Origin of the sequence: Brenneria izadpanahii (assembly GCF_017569925.1) — a bacterium.
Classification (GTDB): domain Bacteria; phylum Pseudomonadota; class Gammaproteobacteria; order Enterobacterales; family Enterobacteriaceae; genus Brenneria; species Brenneria izadpanahii.
This window is the reverse complement of the sequence record NZ_CP050854.1, coordinates 2,114,679-2,136,448: the sequence shown is the minus strand read 5'-3', so window position 1 is coordinate 2,136,448 and position 21,770 is coordinate 2,114,679. Positions and strand designations below refer to the sequence as shown.

Below are 21,770 nucleotides of genomic sequence, written 5' to 3'. Positions count from 1 at the left end.
GGATTGTGATGACCGCTGAACTTTTCAGCGTTTTCTCAGCAGTTCGTCAATCATGCGCTGGGCTCGTAGCGCCTGATGGCCCGATGTTTCCGCCGGTTTCTGCTGTTCCACCGAGTCGATAAAGTGATTCACCGCGCCGACGAATCCCCGTTGCTCCAGCGTACTTTGCCAGGAAGGCGCTGGATGTTCCGTCGTTATTCCCTGACATTCCTGACGCCATTCCAGCATATTATCAATCTGATAAAACGCGCCGTCAGTTACGGCCTGAATCCGTTCTCGCTGACTGCCGGCGCGGCGGTGCATGCTGGTGGTTATTTGACCGCCATCGGTCTGAAAATAATGTTCGGCATAGTGCAGTTGTCCTTCCGCATTACATTGCAATACGCCGCCGACTAACCTGGCCTGTCCTTCCATCAGCCAGAGTGCCGTATCAACCACATGCAAATAGTCATCCAACAGGGTAAACCGCATATCCTGCGGCCCCACATTATCAATGCGGTGTTTATCCATCCGTAGCAACGCGGGCCCTTTTAGCTGATGCTTTAGCTGCCGGTATAACGGCGCAAAGCGTCGGTTAAATCCAACCATAAGCGTCTTTTGCTTCCGCTCAGCCAGTTCAACCAGCGCTTCAGCCTGTTCAATCGTCTCCGCCAGCGGCTTATCGACATACACATGAACGCCAGCATTGAGCAACGTACTGACGACGGAGAAATGCGTAGCGGTGCTGCTATGAACAAAAATGGCGTCACACGCCGCCGCCAGCGCTTCCAGATCGGTAAAACCCGCCATCCGATATTGCCGGCAGATGCATTGCGTCTTCGTCCAATTGGGAGAAAAAGCGCCTATCAACTGCCAACGATTAGCCTGGGCGAGTATCGGCAAATAGGCTTTTTGCGCAATCGAACCTAATCCCACGATCCCAATTCGGGGCATCTTGCCCAAAGAATCAGAGTTTGTAGCATAATTGGCTTTCATCGATGAACTCGCGGCCATGACATCTATCCAAGTAAAGGTTTACACGCTCACGCCAGCAGCTGCGCAAGTTGCCGCTTAAGCTCCGCGACCTCACTCTCCAGCGCGTCTACTCTCGCGGCTAAAGATTGGTCCGCCGCTTCCGTCTCCGTTGCCGACGCCAGATCTTCGCTTAGCTCGCCGCTGAAAAGATGCATATAGCGGCTTTCGCGCTTGCCGGGCTCACGCGCCAGGCGCACCACAAACGGCCCGTCTTCGCGCTGTTGCAACTGCGTCAGCACGGTTTCGACCTCATTCACATCGGTAAATTCATGCAACCGCGCGGCCCGCGTGCGCAACTCGCCGGGCGTTTGCGCGCCGCGCAGCAGCAATGTCGCCACCAGCGCCACCTCGGCGGGGGAGAATTTCAAATCGCCGAACTCTGAATTACAAAAGCGGTGCTCATATTTAACAACCCGATTGCCAAAACCGCTGAGGGTGCGTAAAAAATGTTTTTTCACCAGTAAATCAAGCGTCTGCTGAACTTCACTCTCGCTCAGATCCATCACCGGCTCACGATTCGTTTTCTGATTGCAGGCCGTTGTCACGCCGTTTAACGACATCGGATATTGTTCCGGCGTAGTGATCTGCTTTTCCAACATGCAACCAATCACTCTCGCCTCTTTGGCGCTTAACTGATATTTCATCACGGTTCCTTAGCGTTGTGGTTTCCAGTCGTTATTTGTCAGTGCGGTCAGAACGTGATCCTGCCATTTCCCATTGATCAGCAGATAATCTTTCGCATAACCCTCTCGCTCAAAGCCCAATCGGGCCAGTAAGCTCCCGCTGCGGTGATTATGCGGCATATAGTTGGCCATAATCCGGTGCATATTCTGCTGGCGCTGCATATAGCGTATCGCCGGTTGCAGCGCTTCGAACATCAGCCCCTGCCCTTGCCATTTTTGACCGAGGGAGTAACCCAGATAACAGGCATGGAAAGCGCCTCTTAGCACATTGCTGAAATTCGCCACGCCCCAAACCTCGTTTTCGTTTGGATCAAGCAGCAAAAAATAATAGGCGTTGCCCTGTTTATGCATATCACAAATCATGCTCAGGCGAGACTGCCAGCCAGACGGATAACAATGGCTGATATCCCTGATGGGCTCCCAGGGCTTAAGAAAATCACGATTTTCCGAATAGTATTCAGCCAGACGCCAGGCATCACGCTCATGAGCCAAACGCACCACCATCCGCTCGGTTTTTAAATGAACTTTTGATGATGTAGAACGATAGCCAAACATTCCTCCCCCTAGCTCCCGGGTTGTTCGATAAGAGAAATTTATCGGGATGAAAAGATAAATATCTTCCGTAAGCAGAAAATATTGTTTACTGCTGATAATGCTTACTATAACCGGATAAATTCTCTGGCGTAAAACCCCCGTTGCCGAGTTATTGCTCGATCGGCCAGATCATCCTGAATTTTCTACGGAAAATGTTACTCAGATATTATTTGGTCGATAAAAAAATATTATCCATCAATGGGCTATCCCAAACGATAAATAGAGTACAAAATAGTCACCGTCATTATTTTCTTCTTTCTTCCTCGTGGTGAAACATGCCGCTGATGTCGCAAGCTCGGAGCTTGGGTAAATACTTTCTATTAGTAGATAATATGCTGGTGGTGTTGGGCTTCTTTGTCGTCTTCCCCCTAATATCCATTCGTTTTGTCGATCAACTTGGCTGGGCCGCGCTACTTGTCGGTATTGCCCTGGGCTTGCGTCAATTTATTCAGCAAGGGCTGGGTATTTTCGCTGGCGCTATTGCCGATCGCTTCGGCGCAAAACCGATGATCATTACCGGGATGCTGTTACGCGCTTTCGGTTTCGTGTTTATGGCGATCGCCGACCAACCCTGGCTGTTATGGCTGGCCTGCGCGCTTTCCGGATTGGGCGGCACATTATTCGATCCGCCAAGAACCGCGCTGGTCGTTAAGCTGATCCGCCCTCAGGAACGCGGACGTTTTTATTCCCTGCTGATGATGCAGGACAGCGCCGGAGCCGTGATTGGCGCGCTTATCGGCAGTTGGCTGCTGCGCTACGACTTCGAACTGGTTTGCTGGGTCGGCGCCTTGATTTTCGTGCTGGCGGCGGCGCTCAACTGGAGATACCTGCCGGCCTATCGGACTTCGACGGCCAGAACCCCGATGCAGGAAGGCATGATCCGCGTCATCCGCGATCGGCGCTTTCTGACCTACGTGCTAACCCTGACCGGATATTACATGTTGTCTGTTCAGGTATTACTGATGTTGCCAATCATGGTGAATGAAATCGCCGGCACGCCGACGGCGATAAAATGGATGTACGCCATCGAGGCGACGCTTTCGCTGACCTTGCTGTACCCGATCGCCCGCTGGAGCGAGAAGCATTACCGTCTGGAGCAGCGCCTGATGGCCGGATTACTGGTGATGACGCTCAGTCTGTTCCCTATAGGCCTAACCACCAGTCTGCAATCCTTGCTGATGCTAATCAGTCTGTTTTATATCGGTTCGATTATTGCTGAACCCGCTCGCGAAACGCTGGGTGCCTCGTTGGCCGATCCGCGGGCGCGCGGCAGCTACATGGGATTCAGCCGTCTGGGGCTGGCATTGGGAGGCGCCATTGGCTATAGCGGCGGCGGTTGGCTGTTCGACGCCGGACATGCGTTGGAGCAGCCCGAACTCCCCTGGTTTATGTTGGGCGTTATCGGATTGCTGACGCTGGCCGCGCTCTATTGGCAATTCAATTTGCGTCGCATTGAGCCCGCCATGCTTGGCGGTCACTGATCCACGAACTTTACCGGCGCATTTGATCTCGCCGGTAAAGCGCCCCATACTTTCCTAATACATTCAATCGATTGTTATGTCATCGTTTGATGACAGCTTTCATTCATGGTCGCACGCGCGGCCATTGTCTTATCAGTGGATCAGAGGATACCGAGTATGAAATTATATGTTTACGATCATTGCCCTTACTGCGTCAAAGCACGCATGATTTTCGGCTTGAAGGATATCCCTGTCGAACTGCTCATTTTAGCCAATGACGATGAAGAAACGCCTAAGAAGATGATCGGGCAAAAAATGGTGCCGATCCTGCAAAAAGATGACGGCAGCTATATGCCTGAAAGCATGGATATTGTTCATTTTATTGATAATTACGACAAAAAGCCGCTATTGACCGGCCCGGCCAACCCGGCGATCGATGCCTGGCTGCGCAAAGTCTCCGACTATACGTCACGGTTGGTTATACCGCGTTTCGCCAAAGCCGCATTTGAAGAGTTCGCCTCCGCATCGGCCCGGCAATACTTCATCAATAAAAAAGAGGCGCAGATCGGCAGTTTTGAAGAGCATCTCAATCATTCCGCAGGTCTGATTAAGAAATTGAATAGCGATCTGCTGGATCTGGATCCGCTGATCGTTCAGCCAAATGCCTGCAATGGCGAATTATCTACGGATGATATTCACCTGTTCCCAACGTTACGCTCTCTGTCGATTGTCGCTGGCGTAACATGGCCGTCACGCGTTGCGGCTTACCGTGACAATATGGCCAAACAGGCGCAAATCACTTTACTGAGCAGCCTCGCGCAATAAGAAAGAAACGGCACGCGCCCTCGCCGCCGCAAAGCGGGGCGCGATGCCATGCCGCAGATAGCGCCACTTTCAGCGCTATCTGATTGGTGAAACTCGCCTCGCAGTGCACCCTGAATTCGCCATAGATTACGGTGCGAAAGAATGATAATTGAGGTCAGGATAATGAAGAAGTTGGGATTCGCCGCCACAGCATTGTTGCTTATATTTACTCTGAGCGGCTGTAATAAATTGACGCAGTACACACTCAATGAGCAAGAAATAAACGAATACCTGCAAAAGCACAACGATTACCAGAAACAACTCGGCATACCGGGCGTAGTGGATGCCAATATCGTATTGACCGACTTATCCAGCCAAATCGGCAGGGCCGAACCCGGCAAAGTCACGCTGTCCGGCAATGCAAAGGTTGATATCGCGTCCCTGCTCGGCAATCAAACCGCCGATCTCAAGCTGACGCTGAAGGCTCAGCCCGTGTTTGATAAAGATCAGGGCGCTATTTATTTGAAAGATATGGAGTTAGTTGATTACACCGTTCAACCGGAAAAAATGCAGACGGTGATGAATACGCTGAGTCCCTATCTGAATCAATCGCTGAAAAGCTACTTCGGACAGAAGCCAGCCTATATCCTGAATGCGGATAACAGCACGGCGGAGTCATTAGCGAAGAAACTGGCGAAAGGCATTGAGATTAAGCCAGGACAGATCGTCATTCTTTTCACTGACTGACGTTCTCTTGCGGTGACAGCAGCGCTGTCACCCGCTCTTCCATCTATCGTTATTTACTCCGCGCCAGAGTCAGGCAACTCTTCCGCTTCATCCAGTTCGTCGCGCATTGCATCCAGCGCCTCGCGGCAGATGATCGCCAGCGTGCGGTAAAACGCCGTCACGGCATGACTTTCCACTTTCCCTAAAAAAAGGTTGCTCCAGGGCAGCAGATATTCATCAAAGAGTTCGATCTGCGCCGCGGTTTCATCCTCCTGCGCCTGATCTTCCAGCCATGACGCCGCCAGAAGCAATCCGCCGAAGTGGTCGATCGCCCCCTCATTGAGCGGCATGCCGCGCTGCTGTAAAAAAGCGCGTACATCCGCCGCATCGGAATCCGTCACATAGGCCGAACGCCAGGGAGAGACGGCGCGCGCTTCGCCGACAAACAGCCTCTGGTAGTCCGCCTCCATGGCTGCAATGTCACAGCTTTTCTGCAGGCGATCCAGCAAAGCATCCTGCTCTAGCGGCCAGTTAGGCTGCAGCTTGCCCTCTTGCAGCAAACTAAGCAGCGGAGCCACTACCGGATCCCGAGGACGACGATAAAACAAGGTGCCCAAAATACGGCACATGATGGAAAACTCATTCATTCAAAACCTGCTTATTATTATTTAGTGACGCCGTCACAAATCAGAAAATGCGGCAATAGCGGGCTTTCCCCGTTGTTCAAGAAAGTCCAGTACTCGCCGGGAACTCACGTTCAAAATGCGCTCCTGCGGGAAATTGACCTCCTGTAAAATACGCTCGCATTGGCTGAAGTCTCCCAGAGAAAAAGCGATGTGAGAATCGGAACCTAAAGACAGCAAACCGCCGGCATCACGCACCGCCTCAGCTATCGCCCGACAGTTTGGCTCGCTTCCTTTACGAGAATGCGTAAAGGAAGAATTATTTAACTCCAAAGCCACATTATACTTGGCGGCGGCCTCAGCAATGGCGCGAATATCAACGGGAAATTTCGGGTTGCCGGGATGGCTGATAATATGCGCATCGCCATTGGCCATGGTCGCAATCATCGCGGCGGTATGGGTATCTTTATCCTGCGGCGGAAATACCGGCTCATGAAAACCGGCGATGATTAAATCCAATTGATCCAACATCGGCCCGGTACAATCAATATCGCCATCCACATTTTTAATATTGGCTTCAATACCGCGTAAAATCCCTACGCCATCCACCAGACGCGGCCAGACCTTCATGTTCATAAAATGCCAATAATGCGGCGCATCGGCCATATCCGGGCCATGGTCGGTAATGGCAAGCAGGCGAATATTTTTTCTTTTTGCCTCGGCGATATAGTCATGCAATGTACTATATGCATGAGTGCTGGCGACGGTGTGCATATGTAAATCGACGGGATACATGATTTCTCCTGAGTCAACATTTAATAGCAGCATAACATTTTTGCACTTACCGAACAGCTAACGAACGCCCGCCGCGCCAAAGTTAACAAAAATTAAACATGGGTGTGGAGCGGCATCGCGCGTGATGCCGCATGGGAAACCAGGAATGTGGCGAGTAAAGCAACAAATTGATTTAACTTTAGCTAAACGCGCGTAATAACAGCAGAAGTTTATTGACGCTGTCCGTTAATTTCCCTACATTAGCGCCGTCCGCTGCTACGACCGCGGCAACCCGGTGAGGTGTCCGAGAGGCTGAAGGAGCACGCCTGGAAAGTGTGTATACGTGAAAACGTATCGAGGGTTCGAATCCCTCCCTCACCGCCATATAAAAGAAAATGCCCTTGACGCAAGTCAGGGGCGTTTTCTTTTATACATGATGGACGGTTGAAAAGCCTCGTCAGGGTTCGACAAAACGGCAGGATAGCCGTTTTGGACCGCCAACGGCGGCCCGCAGGGCGAGCGTCACGACGACGCGAGTCAATCCCCCCGTACACTCGCCTTTTCGCCCTTGACGCGAGTCAGGGGCGTTTTCTTTTATGCGTGATGGACGGTTGAAAAGCCTCGTCAGGGTTCGACAAAACGGCAGGATAGCCGTTTTGGACCGCCAACGGCGGCCCGCAGGGCGAGCGTCACGACGACGCGAGTCAATCCCCCCCGTACACTCGCCTTTTCGCCCTTGACGCGAGTCAGGGGCGTTTTCTTTTATGCGTGATGGACGGTTGAAAAGCCTCAATAAAAAGCCTCCGCAAAAGCGGAGGCAGTTCCTTTAGAAATCACAAGGCGAGTTACGCCGTAACCGCCTTGTCTTCCATGGCCTTGCGCCAGCCTCCCAACCAGTAAGACCGCGCATTTAAAGATTGATAGGGACAAAGTTCCCTCGATTTGCCGGAAATACCTGCTTGATAACCACGTGAATGAGCCCTTTCAAGGCGATCGCGTTTCTGTCTTTTCATGCCTTATTTCCCTCATTATTTATCTGGTGGAAAAAAAACAGTGATTACTTTCTGGGCAACCACAGATTATGAATAGCCATTAGGTCACCAAAGGTCAAGGCGCAAAATTCACGCCAATGTCACATTTATGAATGAAAATGGGAATTTTCCCCAAAAGAAAAAAGCATGGCCGGAGGAAGAAAAAGACAAAAAATAAAGCCTCTGAAAGAGTTCGGCGACTTCACCTATCCCTCAGAGACTTTCTTTTAACAACGGATGTTAATTTGCCAAGACAGCCTGTTGTGCGATGGATTTAGCAACCTGCTGCCAGCCCTGCGCCAATGTCTTCACCAGCGCATCATAGCCGTCTTCAGACTGCGGCAGCACCACATTGAACGGCTGCTTGAACACCTGACCGTGATGATTCAACACCCACTCCCCGCTAATCACCGCCTTGCCGTCATAACGGCCGTGGAACGCGGTCACCGATACGTTCAATACAGACTGTTCGCTGCCTTGAGGCTGCGCCGTCACCAGCCATCCCGGCATTCCGTGACTCAAATTGGCCACCAGCGACTGCTGAAGCTGCTGATCCAGCGGACTGGCCCATAAATTATTGCTGGCAATGACATATTGCACATCATTAGTTTGATAAACCAAGCCTGAATTAGCCAGATAATCCGCCACGCTAACGTGCTCCAGCCAAAGCTGTCGGCCGTTTACCGTTCTCTCAACCGACGTAACCCCGTCAGGCATCACCGGTAACTGATAATAGGTTTTTTGTGGGGCGCTGCTACAGGCGCTCAGCAGCAACGCCAACGCCAGAGTCCATCCTTTCATCATTATTTTGCCTTCTTCGGTTGAGGATCTTCACTGCCCGATGCTTCAAACACCAGAGCATTGCTCTTCTCATTCAAGGTCCGCAGTACGGGTTGCAGCTCGCGCAGAACCTGATCCAAACGCTGCATATCCGCCACCATTTTATTGTAAGCCGGCGACCCCGGCTGGAAGCCTTTCATGCTGCGGTTCAGCTCAAGTAAGGTCTTCTGCATATCCTGCGGCAAATCCTGCATCGCTTTGCTGGAGGTAATCTGATTCAACGATGCCAGCGTTTTTTGCATTTCACGCAACGTCGCCTGACTTTCCGCCAGCGTTTGCGTTGCTTCGTTCACCATCGGATTCAATGGTAACTCATTGATTTTATCCAATACCGACATGAGTTTTTGCTGAATTTGCGACAGTCCGCCGCCCACGGTCGGCAGTACCGGATAACCGTCAACGGTCATCAATTTTTGATTAACCTTCTCCTTCGGATAAAAATCGAGATCGACATACAGCGCGCCGGTCAAAATATTGGCGGTTTTCAGCGCCGCTCGCAGACCAAGAGGCCGAGACTTTTCCAGATGCTCTTCAAAATTGAAGTTGCTCCCCAGATTTTTATCAAACCGATCGGGTTCAATGCGGATAAGAACCGGGATGCGATAGTCTCTATCGATATTCTGTTTGAGATCTTTGGTGAAGAACGGCACCTGCGCCACCGTTCCCAGACGAATACCCCGGAATTCGACCGGCGCGCCGGGCTGCAAACCCCGGATCGAATCGCTGAAGAACATCAGGTACTCCTTATACTCGGTGTACAGCGAATCCTGAATACTGCGCTGATCGTCAAAAAGACGATAGGCCGCCATCGCCTCGGCGGGATTGCCGGGCTCCCAGCCTGACGGCACGTCAAAACTCACCCCGCCGCTGAAAAGCGTAGCCAGCGACCCCATCTCCACCCGCATACCCTGAGCAGACATATCAAACGACACGCCGCTTTCTTTCCAGAAACGAACGTTGGTGGTCACCAGGCTGTCGTATGGCGCGGAAATAAACAGCTGATAGCGCATTTTTCGTTCTTTGGGATCAAATTCGCTGGCTTCGACAGACCCCACCCGATAGCCTCGAAACAACACCGGATCGCCGGCATTTAACTGACCGGCCTGTTCGCTATCAAGCGTGATGCGAATCCCCTTGGCATCCGGGGAGGCCAACGGCGGGGTATCAAGCAGCGTAAATTCTCTCTTTTCCGCCTCGTGGGAACCCGGCTGGAGTTCAATATAGGCGCCGGACAACAGCGTGCCCAGACCGGAAATCCCCGAACGCCCTACCTGTGGTTTAACCACCCAGAATGCCGAATCCTCCTTCAGCAGTCTGTCCATATCATCGTGCAGGCGAGCTTTGATTTCCACCCGGTGGAGATCGCTACTCAGTTCGACGCTTTCCACGATACCGACATCGACGCTGCGGCTTTTGATCGTCGTTTTTCCCGCTTCAATGCCTTCGGCGCTGCTGGTCACCAGCGTGACCTGCGGCCCCAGATGGCTAAAGTGATAAAACAGTATCCATGCCCCGATCAGCACCGTCACAATCGGAACGATCCAGACGGGCGACCAACGTTTAATCGTTTCTACATCCGCAACGGCGTATTTATCTTTATCTTTCGTCAACGGAAGACTCCTTATGAAAAACATTATCACGGCGATCCCACAGTAACCGGGGATCAAATGTCATAGCGGCAAACATCGTCAGAATTACGACCGAAGCAAACAGCACTGCGCCAACCGCAGGATAAATACTCATTAACCGCCCGATGCGAACCAATGCGGACAATACGGCGATAACGAATACATCGATCATCGACCAGCGCCCGACAAACTCCACGACTTCATACACAACGTGCAGACGCTCGCGATCCATCCGGCCTTTGCCCTTGGCGCTCCAGCATAACCACCCTAATGCCAGCATTTTCAGTGAAGGCACCATAATGCTGGCAATAAAAATCACCATCGCCACCGGATATGACCCGGTGCTCCACAAAAGGATGACGCCCGCCATAATGGTCGATCCCGTCGCATTTCCCAGAGATTCCGTAACCATAATGGGCATAAGATTCGAAGGAATATAGAGCATGATAGAGGTCAACAGCAGCGCCATCGTCCACTGTAAGCTATGCCTCCTGCGAGCATGTCCGTGGCAATGGCAACGGGGGCACACAAGTTGATCCGCCGGTAATATGGCCGTACAGCAGCGGCAGGAGCGCAATCCCTGCGCCAATCCGCCTTTCCCCGGCTGCGGTATCGAAGGCAGCTCCGGCGGCGGCACAATATTATTCCATAGCCAGCGGCGATCCAGGCTTTGAAACGTCAGTAGCTGCAACAAACAGAACAGGACAAAAGGCATAAAACTGGTTCCGATGCCGATATCCCCGTAGGCCATCAGTTTGACGAAACTGACCAGCACGCCGGTCAGGAAAATCTCCGCCATCCCCCAGCTTTTCAGTTGGAATAGCACTTTCGCCATCGCTTTTTTCAGGGCCAGCGGCAACGAAACGCGTAGACAAAGCAAAATCGCCATCACCATACAAAAGGCGGGAACAAGCTGAACGAACAGCATAAAGAGCATCGCGACGCTGACATAATTCTCCGCCACCATCACTTTTGGAATTTCACTCAGCGTGATTTCGCTGGTGATTCCCGTCACCCGCATGTTCACAAACGGAAATAGGTTAGCCAGCAGCAGCATAAATAATGCGCTGAATGCATAACCAACGGGCCGATTGCGGGGTTCCGTCTGCTTACTGGTTAATGCCGTTTTGCAGCGTGGACAAACCGCTTTTTGACCATGCGCCAACTGCGGCAATTTGACCAATAAATCACACTGCGGGCATAGCATATAGTCATCATGGTTATGATGGTCATGGGAACACACTGCCAGCCGCCTCCTTTGGCCTGACGTCGCTTGGCGATAGTCAGGTCGTTATTGCAAAAATTAACCGTTCCTTTGCGCTTCGAGCATTTCCCAACGTTCAAAACAGGATTCCAGCATTTGCTCAGCTTCGGCCAATGCTGTCAACACCTGTTGCGTTTCTTCATGCGGACGGCTAAAGAAACCAGGATCGTTCATCTGCGTTTGCAACGCGCCGATTTGCTGTTCCAACTGCTCTATTTTCAACGGCAACTGATCCAGTTCGCGCTGCTGGTTATAGCTTAGTTTACCCGCATTACGTTTAGCGGGCTGTGCGGTACGATTATCGGCCGGTGAAGATGCCGACGCCGCTGTCGCGGGCGCGGTGCGCAATGGCGTCGCTTCGGCGCGTTGCTGCTGGGCGTCGTAGTAACCGCCGACATAGCGGGAGATCTTGCCGTCGCCTTCAAAGATCCAACACTCCGTCACCGAATTATCGACAAACTGGCGATCGTGGCTAACCAGCAACACCGTACCCTGGTAGCTGTCGATCAGCTCCTCCAGTAGTTCCAGCGTTTCAACATCTAGATCGTTGGTTGGTTCATCAAGGATCAGCAGATTACTGGGCTTCAGGAACAGGCGGGCCAGCAATAACCGGTTACGTTCCCCGCCGGACAAGGCTTTAACCGGCGTCATCGCCCGCTTGGGATGAAACAGAAAGTCCTGCAGATATCCAAGCACATGGCGCGGACGGCCATTGACCATGACTTCCTGCTTTCCTTCCGCCAGGTTATCCATCACGGTGCGTTCAGGATCAAGCTCGGCGCGATGCTGATCGAAATAAGCCACTTCCAGCTTGGTCCCGCAGTGAATCCGGCCGCTGGTCGGCGTCAGTTCGCCCAGCATCAGCTTCAGCAACGTCGTTTTGCCGCAACCGTTCGGCCCGACCAGCGCAATTTTATCGCCACGCTGTACCTGCGCGGAGAAATTACGGGTCAAAACTTTATTATCGACCTGATAGTTGACATCTTCCAGCTCAAACACGATTTTGCCTGAGCGCGCCGCTTCTTCCACCTGCATTTTCGCCGAGCCCATAACTTCACGACGCTGCGAACGTTCCTGACGCATCGCCTTCAAGGCGCGCACCCGGCCTTCATTGCGCGTGCGGCGAGCTTTAATCCCCTGACGGATCCACACCTCTTCCTGCGCCAGCTTGCGATCGAACTCCGCATTCTGCAACTCTTCCACACGCAGCGCTTCTTCTTTCCCTTCCAGATATTTATCGTAATTTCCCGGCCAGGAAACCAGCTTACCGCGATCCAAATCGACAATTCGGGTTGCCATGTTTCTGATAAAAGAACGGTCATGGGAAATAAACACAATACTGCCCTGGAAAGTTTTCAGGAACGTTTCCAGCCAATCAATAGTTTCGATATCCAGATGGTTAGTCGGTTCATCAAGCAACAGCACCCTGGGAGCGCTCACCAACGCCCGTCCCAGCGCCGCCTTACGTAACCAGCCCCCGGATAACGAGGCCAGCGGAGCATCCGCCTTCAGCCCCAACTGTTCCAGTACCTCATGAATGCGGCTTTCCAACTGCCACAATCCCTGATGCTCAAGAATCTCCTGCAGTTTGGCCAACTGATTCATATTCTTTTCGCTGGGATCGCGTTCAACCAGACGCAGCGTGGCGTGATAATCTTTTAGGTAATCCGCCTGGGCGGCTACGCCTTCAGCGACAAAATCAAAGACGCTTCCCGCGACATCGCGCGGCGGATCCTGTTGCAGACGAGCAACGATCAAATCCTGCTCATAGGTGATCCGGCCATCATCCAGCGGGATCTCCTTCGCCAGTATTTTCAGCAACGTCGACTTGCCCGCGCCATTGCGGCCAACCAGACAAACGCGTTCGTTTTCTTCGATATGAAGTTCTGTGTTATCCAACAGCGGGGCATCGCTGAACGACAGCCAGGCACCCGATACACTGATTAATGACATCGCTATTACTTTTCCTCGCCGGCATGTTCTAGCAGCCAGCAGTTATGAATTTGACGGTTGCGGGCAAAATCTTGTGACTGAGTGCGGGCGGTGATCTCTTTCGCCGTCAGACCTAACGCCTTCAATCCCGCTATATCCATCTGAAATCCGCGTTTATTATTGGAAAACATGATCGTTCCGCCACGGCGCAGCAGCCGTTTGAGATCCTTCATCAACGCCAGATGATCGCGCTGCACGTCAAACGAGTCTTCCATTCGTTTCGAGTTGGAAAACGTCGGGGGATCGATGAAAATCAAATCAAACTGCTCGTTTGCATCGCGCAGCCAAGACAGGCAGTCCGCCTGGATCAGCCGGTGCTGACGTCCGGTCAGACCGTTGGCGCGCAGGTTTTTTTCCGCCCATTCCAGATAGGTGCGCGACATATCGACAGTGGTGGTGGTGCGCGCTCCGCCCAGCCCGGCATGCACGCTGGCGCTGCCGGTATAGGCGAATAAATTAAGGAAATCTTTCCCCTGACTCATTTCACCCAGCATTTTCCGGGCAATACGGTGGTCGAGGAACAAACCGGTATCCAGATAATCCGTCAGATTGACCCACAACTTGGCGTTATACTCCTCTACCAGCAAAAATTCGCCTTTCTGCGCCAGTTTTTCATATTGGCTTTTGCCTTTCTGCCGCTCCCGGGTTTTCAGAATCAAGCGATTTGACGGAAGCTCCAGCACATTCAGGGTGGCGTTAATCACATCAAACAGGCGCTGGCGGGCTTTCTGCGCATCAACCGTTTTCGGCGGCGCATACTCCTGCACCACAACCCAACTGCCATAACGGTCAACCGCCACATTGTACTCGGGCAGATCGGCATCATACAGGCGGTAGCATTCAATTCCCTGCTGACGCGCCCACTTATCCAGCTTGCGCAGGTTTTTACGCAGACGGTTGGCGAAATCCTCTGCAATCCGTCCTGAGTTTTCGCCCTGGCTCTCCGCCAACTGATAATTTTTCTGTACGCAATCCAGCGGACCATTTTTAGCCTTGAATTGCCGCTCGGCGCGTAGTTGCAGACAACTAAGCAATTCCGGCGAAGCGCTGAACAGCGACAACTGCCAACCGCCGAAATCACTTTTCACCTTGCGCCCCAGCATATTGTGCAATGCAATTAGCGCAGGTTCGCTTTCCAAGCGCTCGCCATAAGGCGGGTTACTGACGATCGTGCCTTTCGGCCCTTCCGGTAACGGATTCTGCAACTGCACCGCGTCTTTTACGCTAAAGGCGATTAAATCCCCGACGCCCGCACGACGGGCGTTCGCGCGGGCAATGTCAATCACCCGGCGATCGTTATCCGAACCGAAGAAACGGGATGTCGTTTCCTGTAGTCCCCTGCGGGCACGCTGCTGCGCCTCCGCGATCACTTCACGCCATAGCTCCGCATCATGCCGCAACCAGGCATTAAATCCCCAATGAGTACGATGTAGGCCGGGGGCGCGGTCGGCGGCGATCATCGCCGCTTCAATCAGCAGCGTACCGGAACCGCACATCGGATCGACCATCGGGGTGCCTTTTTGCCAACCCGAACGTAATACGATCGCCGCAGCCAGATTCTCTTTCAGCGGCGCCAGTCCGGCTGCATCACGATAACCGCGTTGATGCAAACCTTCGCCGCTGAGATCCAGCGCCACGCTGGCGGTATCACGCTGTAAGAAAACGTTGATTCGGATATCCGGCTGCTGTTTAGCGACATCAGGACGTTGCCCCGTCTTGCGGTTAAAGCTGTCCACGATCGCATCTTTTACTTTTAATGCGCCATACTGGCTATTGCGGATGTCCTCATTGGTGCCGGTAAAATGCACGGCGAAGGTTTTATCAACGCCGAAAATCGTTGACCAGTCAATCGCCTGCACTCCCAGATACAAATCCAGATCGCTGTGTACTTTGAATTCATTCAGCGGCAGCAAAATACGCGACGCCAGCCGGCTCCACAGCAGGCTTTGATAAAGCAGGCGATTATCTCCCTGAAAATGCACCCCGCCCTGCACCACGGCGCAGTCCTGAGCGCCCAGCGCTTCAAGCTCATTTTTTAATAATTCTTCCAAACCACGCGCCGTGCTGGCAAACAGAGCATTCATATCGTCGACATCACCAATCAAGAAAATTGAGGCGCATTATAGCTAATCCGTGACACTTGTCATAAAGTTGCCGTTTTACTTCGGCAAGGAGCAGGTAGTGATTGGCGTAACGCGGCTTTATATTCATCCGGTAAAATCCATGCGTGGGTTACAGTTGTCCCACTCCATGGTGTCTGCCAGCGGTTTGGCGCACGATCGTACCTTTATGGTTACGGAGCCAGATGGAACATTTATCACCGCCCGCCAATATCCGCAAATGATGCTGTTTACTCCAGCATTGCTGCCCGATGGCCTGTTTATCTCCGCCCCCGACGGGCAGACCGCCGGCGTCCGCTTTGCGGATTTCACGCCTACGCCTCAGCCAACCGAAGTCTGGGGCAATCACTTTACGGCGCAGATCGCTCCCAGCGTCATCAATGATTGGCTGAGCCAATATTTCAAACGGCCGGTGCAACTGCGCTGGGTCGGCAGTGAACCGTCCCGCCGCGTGAAAAAACGCCCTGAAATTCCGCTCTCTTTTGCCGACGGCTACCCTTTTTTATTGATCAATGAAGCCTCTTTTCAATTGCTTCGTCAGCGTTGTCCGGCTGGCATCAAACTGGAGCAGTTCCGCCCTAACCTGGTGGTAACGGGCGCGGAGGCATTTGCTGAAGATAGCTGGCAGACCATTCGCATCGGCGATGTGATTTTCGATGCGGTCAAGCCCTGTAGCCGCTGCGTTCTGACGACGGTCAGTATTGAACGCGGCAGAAAGCACCCCGCGAACGAGCCGCTGGCGACATTACGCGCTTTCCGTACCGCTGAAAACGGCGACGTTGATTTTGGTCTGAATTTGATTGCCCGCAATACCGGGATTATTCGGGTTGGCGATACGCTGGAAGTGCTGGCGACCAAACCGCCTCGCGCATATGGCGCTGGCGACGTAGTGGAAAATATGCCGATGCCGCAGCAAAGCGAAAAAACGATAACCATTTACTATCAGGGAAAAAGCCTGAAGGGAAACAATCAGCAAATCCTGCTGGAGCAGTTGGAACAGCATGGCGTTCGCGTTCCCTACTCTTGCCGCGCCGGAATATGCGGTTGTTGCAAACTGACATTAGTCAGTGGCAACGTTTCTCCGTTAAAGAACAACGCAGTTGGCAAAAACAGCGAAATTCTCGCCTGTAGCTGTATTCCGCAAGGCGATATCAGCCTGCAATAAGGTTGCGTTTAAACCACTTTGGCGAACTGAAAGGATGATGTTCCTTGATTATCCGCATCCTGGATGGCGACCGGCAATAATCTGTCGTGCATGATTTTTATCGCATCCCCAAGAATCATCCTTTTAGCGCTGAGATCGAGTTGCTCCTGGGCCAGCAGACACAGGCTGGCCTTATCGCCGGCTTCCGCAACCAGAAAATATGCCGGGTCACGGCTCTCGGTTAATTGCGCCTGAACGATATCGCCGGTTTGCGGATTAAATATATTATCTGCGGGCTGCTGCACGAAATGCCAGCTTTTGGGCATCAACGGTTTAAGAAAACGGCTGGCCACCAGCGCATTCAATATTAATTCCCCCTGAAGATCGCGGCTTAACGCCATCTTCTGGCATTTTTCGTTATAGGTAAAAAATAGCGCCGCGTCTTCAACGCAGAACGCGCATTCATTAAAAGCATCCGGCGTGAGCATTTTGGATGGGAAGCGTGAGCGGAATAACATGCCATTGGCAAGATCCAACATCAGCCGATCGTGTTCAGCATCAAAATACCAGCGCCAGTTATCGTCAGGTTTTAACTTCATAATATTATTTACCCTTCGCCGTTTGTTACACCAATATCGGAAATGACTGATTGCAAATCACTGCAATAAAAAACCGGCAGGTGTTGGTAGTTTATTTATTGACTGGGTAAAATATAGACTAGCCGGGGGAATAAATAAACCCCCCCGGATATAAATGAATGAGTAAAATGATTAGATATGTGTAACGATATCTTTAATCAGACGCGGGCCACGGAAAATAAAGCCGGAATATATCTGAATCAAGGTAGCGCCCGCATCCAGTTTTTCACGAGCCGCAATCAAAGAATCAATCCCGCCGACACCGATAATCGGCAAGCGCCCGGCTAATTCCTGAGATAATCGGCGGATAATTTCCGTACTCTGTAATTGTAAAGGTCGACCGCTTAATCCTCCGGTCTGCCCACAGTGATTTAATCCTTGGATCAATTTTCTATCGAGCGTGGTATTGGTGGCAATGACTCCGTCAATATTATGCCGCACCAAACTATCCGCGATTTGGATCAATTCTTCTTCAGAAAGATCCGGCGCGATCTTTACCGCCACCGGGACATACTTCTGATATTTCTCATTTAACTCTGTTTGTTTATTCTTTATTGACTGCAAAAGATCGTCCAGCGCCTCGCCATATTGCAAACTGCGCAATCCCGGCGTATTAGGCGAGGAGATATTTATTGCGATATATCCCGCATGGGAATAGATCTTATCCATACAGACCAGATAATCATCTTTCCCTTGCTCTACCGGCGTATCTTTATTTTTACCGATATTGATCCCTAATACGCCGCCAAAACGTGATTTTTTCACATTCTCGATCAGGTAATCGACGCCTTTATTATTAAATCCCATCCGATTGATCAATCCTTCCGCCTCAACAACACGGAATAATCTCGGCTTATCATTTCCCGGCTGCGGACGAGGAGTGACGGTTCCCACTTCAATAAAGCCAAATCCCATTGCGCCCAGCGCATCAATACAGTCGCCGTCTTTATCAAGACCGGCGGCCAGGCCTAGCGGGTTCTTAAATGACAGCCCCATACAGTTAACGGGTTTGGTGGGAACAGATTGACGGACAAGAAATTCAAAAGGAGTATGGGTGATACGGCGTAATTGTTGGAAGGTCAGCTCATGCGCTCGTTCCGGATCGAACTGAAATAAGGCTTTCCTGATAAAGGGATAGAACATATCGTCTCCTGAGATCCCATTCGCAAATGAATAAAGTCACAATACTCTTTATACCCTAAATAATTCGAGTTGCAGGACAAAACGCATGGCGTTGTGAACAGCCCTTGCGCTGGCCCCGAGGGGGCGAAGCCGCAGGCTGAGTCACGCGGCGGCGCAGCGGCAAATTCGTCAGGAACGAAGTTGACCAGCCAGCGGTGAGAGACAGGATATCTCTCATTAGTCCCCAGGCGCTTACACCAGTATGTGACTGGGTGAGCGACAAATCTGCCGGGAGCAAATTTGAACGCCGCTTGCGGCGGCGCCTGCGGAGCGCGGCCCATGACTGGGCCAAGTAATAAAGCCAACGCACCTGCAGCTTGAAGTATGACGGGTATAGCGCTGGGCGGGAATGGTAATTCCATCACGCAGGAAAGTAAAACGATTGTCTGATATGAAGATGCCCGCTGTTGCGCGGATGAGTAAAAAAATGGAGGGGGTTGCCTTCCCCTCCGTTATTTTATAACCGTCAGCCGTATCGACGGTCCGCAGCAGCGATACTTGCGTTAATCCTGCAACGCCTTGCCGATTTTCTCAAACAGATCGCCGGATAGATTATCCAACGTTTTTAACTGTTCCAGCGCCTGACGCATCAGCGCCTGACGTTTTGCGTCATAGCGTTTCAAGCGGATTAAAGGCTCGATCAAACGCGCGGCCACCTGCGGATTGCGCGTATTGAGATCGGTAAGAACTTCGGTCAGGAAACGATAACCGCTGCCGTCTTCCGCATGGAACGCAGAGGGGTTGGATGCGGTAAAGGCGCCGATCAGCGAACGCAGACGGTTTGGGTTATTCAAGCTGAACGACCGGTGTTGCAGCAGCCCGCGAACCCGTTCGAGCACATCGGCAGCCGGACTGGTGGCTTGTAAGGTAAACCATTTGTCCATGACCAAGCCGTCCTGATGCCAACGGTCGTCAAAACTGGCCAGCAGCGCATCGCGCCCCGGAAGCTGCGCGCTCACCGCCGCCGATAGCGCCGCCAGCGAGTCGGTCATGTTATCAGCCTGCTGGTATTGCGCGGACACCAGTTTATCAGCCTGAGCCTCATCGCCAAACGCCAGGTAGTACAGACATACGTTACGCAACGCGCGCTTACCGATATCCTCATGCTCGATACGATACTGCGGCAACAGATTGTCGCGATAAACCGCCAGCCATTCATCAGCCATCTCTTTCGCCATCGCACGAACCATGCCGTCACGCACGGCCGCAATGGCCACAGGATCGATGGTTTCAAACAATTCGGCGATCTCATTTTCGCTCGGCAACGTCAGGATCTGCGATGCCAGCATGGGATCCAGCTTCTCATCCAGCAGAATGGCGCGGAATGCATCAACCACGTGCATCGGCAACGACAGTGCCTGTTTTTGCTGATAGCGGGCCACATTCAGGCGAATATAATTCGCCAACAGGCTTTGAGCCGCATCCCAGCGGGAAAACGCATTGCTGGCGTGGCGCATCAGGAACGTCAACTGATCGTCGCTCCAGGCATAATTCAGTTTTACCGGCGCGGAAAACTCACGTAATAAAGAAGGGATCGGTTGGCAGGGAACCTGATCAAAAATAAAGGTTTGTTCCGCCTCGGTAACATTTAGCACCGAGGACAACTTCTCGCCGTTTCTCTGCAATGGGATCGCCTGCCCGAGTTTATCGTACAGTTCGATATCCAGCGGAATATGCAGCGGCAGTTTTGCCTGCTTGTCGGCCCCTACCGGCGTCATTTGACTAACGACCAGCGTATATTGCTGGGATTGCGCGTCATACTCATCACGGATAGTCAGCACCGGAGTTCCCGACTGGCTATACCAGCGGCGGAACTGGGACAGATCCACGCCGGAGGCGTCTTCCATCGCCTGAACAAAATCATCGCAGGTCGCCGCGCTGCCGTCATGGCGTTCAAAATAAAGACGCATGCCCGCCTGGAATTTTTCTTCGCCTAACAAGGTATGCATCATGCGAATCACTTCCGCACCTTTTTCGTACACGGTCAGCGTATAGAAGTTGTTCATTTCTATAACCTGATCGGGACGAATCGGGTGCGACATCGGGCTGGCATCTTCGGCAAACTGCGCCCCGCGCATCACCCGGACATTATCAATCCGGTTGACCGCCCGCGAGCCCAAATCTGAACTGAACTCCTGATCGCGGAAAACCGTCAGCCCCTCTTTCAGACTAAGCTGAAACCAGTCGCGGCAGGTTACGCGGTTACCGGTCCAGTTATGGAAATACTCATGGCCAATCACCGCTTCAATATTCAGGTAATCTTTATCGGTCGCGGTTTCGGCCTTCGCCAACACATATTTGGAGTTGAAGACGTTCAGCCCTTTGTTTTCCATCGCGCCCATGTTGAAGAAATCCACCGCGACAATCATGTAGATATCGAGGTCATACTCCAGCCCAAAACGGGTTTCATCCCACTTCATGGCGTTTTTCAATGACTCCATCGCCCAACCGGCGCGATCCAGATTGCCGCGATCGACGTATAGTTCAAGCGCGACGTCCCGTCCGGAGCGGGTAGTAAAACGATCCCGCAGCACATCAAAGTCGCCGGCGACCAGCGCGAACAGATAGCAGGGTTTCGGGAAAGGATCCTGCCATTCGATCCAATGACGGCCGTCAGCCAGATCCCCCTGCGCGATACGATTGCCGTTGGAAAGCAGATACGGATAGCGCGACTTATCCGCGGTGATGCGCGTGGTAAATTTCGCCAGCACGTCCGGGCGATCGAGATAATAGGTAATATGGCGGAAACCTTCCGCTTCACACTGCGTACATAGCGCTTCACCGGACTGATACAACCCTTCCAGCGCGCTATTGGCCGCCGGATTGATTTCAGTTTCAATGCTCAGCGTAAATTCAGCCGGCAACTGCGTCAGCAGCAGTCCGTCGTCCTGTTCCTGATAATCCGTCCATGACGAGCCGTCAACGCTCAGACTCACCAGCTTCAGGCCTTCGCCATCCAGCTTCAAGGGAGCGCCCTGCTCGCCCTGCCGCACAACACGGCTCACTGCTTTTACCCTGGTTTTCTCCGCGTCCAGATCAAAACTCAGCGCTATGTCTGTAATGGTGTAATCCGGCGCACGGTAGTCATGGCGGTATTTCACTTGTGGCTGTTGATTCATATAAAGTTTTCACCTCGTCATAAGCTTCAGGAATTAAGTCTATGCCTGTTACGTCAATGTTACCACGACAAAATAATGAGAATAATAATCCTTGCAGAGCACATTTGAATCTCGCGTTAGGAACCCCAATATGT

The 21,770-nt window shown here is 52.3% G+C and carries 18 protein-coding genes and 1 tRNA gene; 5 read left to right on the top strand and 14 right to left on the bottom strand.

The window, feature by feature from the left end:
• Positions 1–24 precede the first annotated feature (24 nt).
• Genes HC231_RS09530 through rimJ form a run of 3 tightly spaced genes read right to left on the bottom strand, consistent with a single transcriptional unit; the run spans position 25 to position 2,252 of the window.
• Positions 25–975: a Gfo/Idh/MocA family protein gene (locus tag HC231_RS09530; RefSeq protein WP_208231282.1), complete on the bottom strand. Its 951-nt coding sequence runs from the start codon at positions 973–975 to the stop codon at positions 25–27.
• A 47-nt stretch (positions 976–1,022) separates the two neighbouring features.
• Positions 1,023–1,658: a YceH family protein gene (locus HC231_RS09525; RefSeq protein WP_208230761.1), complete on the bottom strand. Its 636-nt coding sequence runs from the start codon at positions 1,656–1,658 to the stop codon at positions 1,023–1,025.
• Between the two features lie 9 nt (positions 1,659–1,667).
• A complete protein-coding gene (gene rimJ / locus HC231_RS09520) occupies positions 1,668–2,252 on the bottom strand; it encodes a ribosomal protein S5-alanine N-acetyltransferase (RefSeq protein ID WP_208230760.1) in 585 nt (194 codons plus the stop codon).
• Positions 2,253–2,566: 314 nt separating this feature from the next.
• On the opposite strand from rimJ, the gene mdtH reads away from it, so the two are divergent.
• The 3 genes from mdtH to HC231_RS09505 all read left to right on the top strand — a co-directional run bounded on the left by mdtH (position 2,567) and on the right by HC231_RS09505 (position 5,302).
• Positions 2,567–3,772 (top strand): multidrug efflux MFS transporter MdtH, encoded by a 1,206-nt coding sequence (gene mdtH, locus HC231_RS09515; protein WP_208230759.1) that lies wholly within the window; start codon positions 2,567–2,569, stop codon positions 3,770–3,772.
• 156 nt (positions 3,773–3,928) lie between these two features.
• On the top strand, positions 3,929–4,576 hold the full coding sequence (gene grxB / locus HC231_RS09510) for a glutaredoxin 2 (RefSeq protein WP_208230758.1): 648 nt from the start codon (positions 3,929–3,931) through the stop codon (positions 4,574–4,576).
• 162 nt (positions 4,577–4,738) lie between these two features.
• A complete protein-coding gene (locus HC231_RS09505; RefSeq protein WP_208230757.1) occupies positions 4,739–5,302 on the top strand; it encodes a lipoprotein in 564 nt (187 codons plus the stop codon).
• A 53-nt stretch (positions 5,303–5,355) separates the two neighbouring features.
• On the opposite strand, the gene HC231_RS09500 is transcribed toward HC231_RS09505, so the two are convergent.
• Positions 5,356–5,928 (bottom strand): TorD/DmsD family molecular chaperone, encoded by a 573-nt coding sequence (locus HC231_RS09500; RefSeq protein ID WP_208230756.1) that lies wholly within the window; start codon positions 5,926–5,928, stop codon positions 5,356–5,358.
• A gap of 33 nt (positions 5,929–5,961) precedes the next feature.
• Positions 5,962–6,699 (bottom strand): phosphatase, encoded by a 738-nt coding sequence (locus HC231_RS09495; protein ID WP_208230755.1) that lies wholly within the window; start codon positions 6,697–6,699, stop codon positions 5,962–5,964.
• A gap of 273 nt (positions 6,700–6,972) precedes the next feature.
• On the opposite strand from HC231_RS09495, the gene HC231_RS09490 reads away from it, so the two are divergent.
• Positions 6,973–7,062: transfer RNA gene (locus HC231_RS09490), tRNA-Ser, on the top strand.
• 461 nt (positions 7,063–7,523) lie between these two features.
• On the opposite strand, the gene rmf is transcribed toward HC231_RS09490, so the two are convergent.
• The 6 genes from rmf to rlmKL form a co-directional block, all read right to left on the bottom strand.
• Positions 7,524–7,691: a ribosome modulation factor gene (gene rmf, locus HC231_RS09485; RefSeq protein WP_072065898.1), complete on the bottom strand. Its 168-nt coding sequence runs from the start codon at positions 7,689–7,691 to the stop codon at positions 7,524–7,526.
• A gap of 258 nt (positions 7,692–7,949) precedes the next feature.
• The gene (gene pqiC / locus HC231_RS09480) at positions 7,950–8,513 is read right to left on the bottom strand and encodes a membrane integrity-associated transporter subunit PqiC (RefSeq protein ID WP_208230754.1); all 564 of its coding nucleotides are present in this window, start codon (positions 8,511–8,513) and stop codon (positions 7,950–7,952) included.
• The gene (gene pqiB / locus HC231_RS09475) at positions 8,513–10,183 is read right to left on the bottom strand and encodes an intermembrane transport protein PqiB (RefSeq protein WP_208230753.1); all 1,671 of its coding nucleotides are present in this window, start codon (positions 10,181–10,183) and stop codon (positions 8,513–8,515) included. The genes pqiC and pqiB overlap by 1 nt, the downstream gene beginning before the upstream one ends.
• The gene (pqiA, locus tag HC231_RS09470; protein WP_246494816.1) at positions 10,146–11,384 is read right to left on the bottom strand and encodes a membrane integrity-associated transporter subunit PqiA; all 1,239 of its coding nucleotides are present in this window, start codon (positions 11,382–11,384) and stop codon (positions 10,146–10,148) included. Before pqiA ends, pqiB begins: the two co-directional genes overlap by 38 nt.
• A 96-nt stretch (positions 11,385–11,480) precedes the next feature.
• Positions 11,481–13,394: an ABC transporter ATP-binding protein gene (locus HC231_RS09465; protein WP_208230751.1), complete on the bottom strand. Its 1,914-nt coding sequence runs from the start codon at positions 13,392–13,394 to the stop codon at positions 11,481–11,483.
• A 5-nt stretch (positions 13,395–13,399) separates the two neighbouring features.
• The gene (gene rlmKL, locus HC231_RS09460) at positions 13,400–15,517 is read right to left on the bottom strand and encodes a bifunctional 23S rRNA (guanine(2069)-N(7))-methyltransferase RlmK/23S rRNA (guanine(2445)-N(2))-methyltransferase RlmL (protein ID WP_208230750.1); all 2,118 of its coding nucleotides are present in this window, start codon (positions 15,515–15,517) and stop codon (positions 13,400–13,402) included.
• Between the two features lie 97 nt (positions 15,518–15,614).
• On the opposite strand from rlmKL, the gene HC231_RS09455 reads away from it, so the two are divergent.
• Positions 15,615–16,718 carry a YcbX family protein gene (locus HC231_RS09455; RefSeq protein ID WP_208230749.1) on the top strand — a complete coding sequence of 368 codons (1,104 nt, stop codon included), beginning with the start codon at positions 15,615–15,617 and terminating at the stop codon, positions 16,716–16,718.
• 8 nt (positions 16,719–16,726) lie between these two features.
• Here the strand turns inward: HC231_RS09455 and HC231_RS09450 are convergent, their stop codons facing one another.
• The 3 genes from HC231_RS09450 to pepN all read right to left on the bottom strand — a co-directional run bounded on the left by HC231_RS09450 (position 16,727) and on the right by pepN (position 21,636).
• Positions 16,727–17,296 carry a cell division protein ZapC gene (locus HC231_RS09450; RefSeq protein WP_208230748.1) on the bottom strand — a complete coding sequence of 190 codons (570 nt, stop codon included), beginning with the start codon at positions 17,294–17,296 and terminating at the stop codon, positions 16,727–16,729.
• A gap of 171 nt (positions 17,297–17,467) precedes the next feature.
• Positions 17,468–18,478, bottom strand: a complete 1,011-nt coding sequence (gene pyrD, locus HC231_RS09445) for a quinone-dependent dihydroorotate dehydrogenase (RefSeq protein ID WP_208230747.1) — start codon at positions 18,476–18,478, stop codon at positions 17,468–17,470.
• Positions 18,479–19,020: 542 nt separating this feature from the next.
• Positions 19,021–21,636 carry an aminopeptidase N gene (pepN, locus tag HC231_RS09440; RefSeq protein ID WP_208230746.1) on the bottom strand — a complete coding sequence of 872 codons (2,616 nt, stop codon included), beginning with the start codon at positions 21,634–21,636 and terminating at the stop codon, positions 19,021–19,023.
• Positions 21,637–21,770 lie beyond the last annotated feature (134 nt).

What these genes read in the sequence shown, in the direction of transcription:
- HC231_RS09530 (WP_208231282.1), bottom strand. Translation starts at nt 975, where the DNA reads ATGAAAGCCAATTATGCTACAAACTCTGATTCTTTGGGCAAGATGCCC.
- HC231_RS09525 (WP_208230761.1), bottom strand. Translation starts at nt 1,658, where the DNA reads ATGAAATATCAGTTAAGCGCCAAAGAGGCGAGAGTGATTGGTTGCATG.
- rimJ (WP_208230760.1), bottom strand. Translation starts at nt 2,252, where the DNA reads ATGTTTGGCTATCGTTCTACATCATCAAAAGTTCATTTAAAAACCGAG.
- mdtH (WP_208230759.1), top strand. Translation starts at nt 2,567, where the DNA reads ATGCCGCTGATGTCGCAAGCTCGGAGCTTGGGTAAATACTTTCTATTA.
- grxB (WP_208230758.1), top strand. Translation starts at nt 3,929, where the DNA reads ATGAAATTATATGTTTACGATCATTGCCCTTACTGCGTCAAAGCACGC.
- HC231_RS09505 (WP_208230757.1), top strand. Translation starts at nt 4,739, where the DNA reads ATGAAGAAGTTGGGATTCGCCGCCACAGCATTGTTGCTTATATTTACT.
- HC231_RS09500 (WP_208230756.1), bottom strand. Translation starts at nt 5,928, where the DNA reads ATGAATGAGTTTTCCATCATGTGCCGTATTTTGGGCACCTTGTTTTAT.
- HC231_RS09495 (WP_208230755.1), bottom strand. Translation starts at nt 6,699, where the DNA reads ATGTATCCCGTCGATTTACATATGCACACCGTCGCCAGCACTCATGCA.
- rmf (WP_072065898.1), bottom strand. Translation starts at nt 7,691, where the DNA reads ATGAAAAGACAGAAACGCGATCGCCTTGAAAGGGCTCATTCACGTGGT.
- pqiC (WP_208230754.1), bottom strand. Translation starts at nt 8,513, where the DNA reads ATGATGAAAGGATGGACTCTGGCGTTGGCGTTGCTGCTGAGCGCCTGT.
- pqiB (WP_208230753.1), bottom strand. Translation starts at nt 10,183, where the DNA reads ATGTTTTTCATAAGGAGTCTTCCGTTGACGAAAGATAAAGATAAATAC.
- pqiA (WP_246494816.1), bottom strand. Translation starts at nt 11,384, where the DNA reads ATGCTATGCCCGCAGTGTGATTTATTGGTCAAATTGCCGCAGTTGGCG.
- HC231_RS09465 (WP_208230751.1), bottom strand. Translation starts at nt 13,394, where the DNA reads ATGTCATTAATCAGTGTATCGGGTGCCTGGCTGTCGTTCAGCGATGCC.
- rlmKL (WP_208230750.1), bottom strand. Translation starts at nt 15,517, where the DNA reads ATGAATGCTCTGTTTGCCAGCACGGCGCGTGGTTTGGAAGAATTATTA.
- HC231_RS09450 (WP_208230748.1), bottom strand. Translation starts at nt 17,296, where the DNA reads ATGAAGTTAAAACCTGACGATAACTGGCGCTGGTATTTTGATGCTGAA.
- pyrD (WP_208230747.1), bottom strand. Translation starts at nt 18,478, where the DNA reads ATGTTCTATCCCTTTATCAGGAAAGCCTTATTTCAGTTCGATCCGGAA.
- pepN (WP_208230746.1), bottom strand. Translation starts at nt 21,636, where the DNA reads ATGAATCAACAGCCACAAGTGAAATACCGCCATGACTACCGTGCGCCG.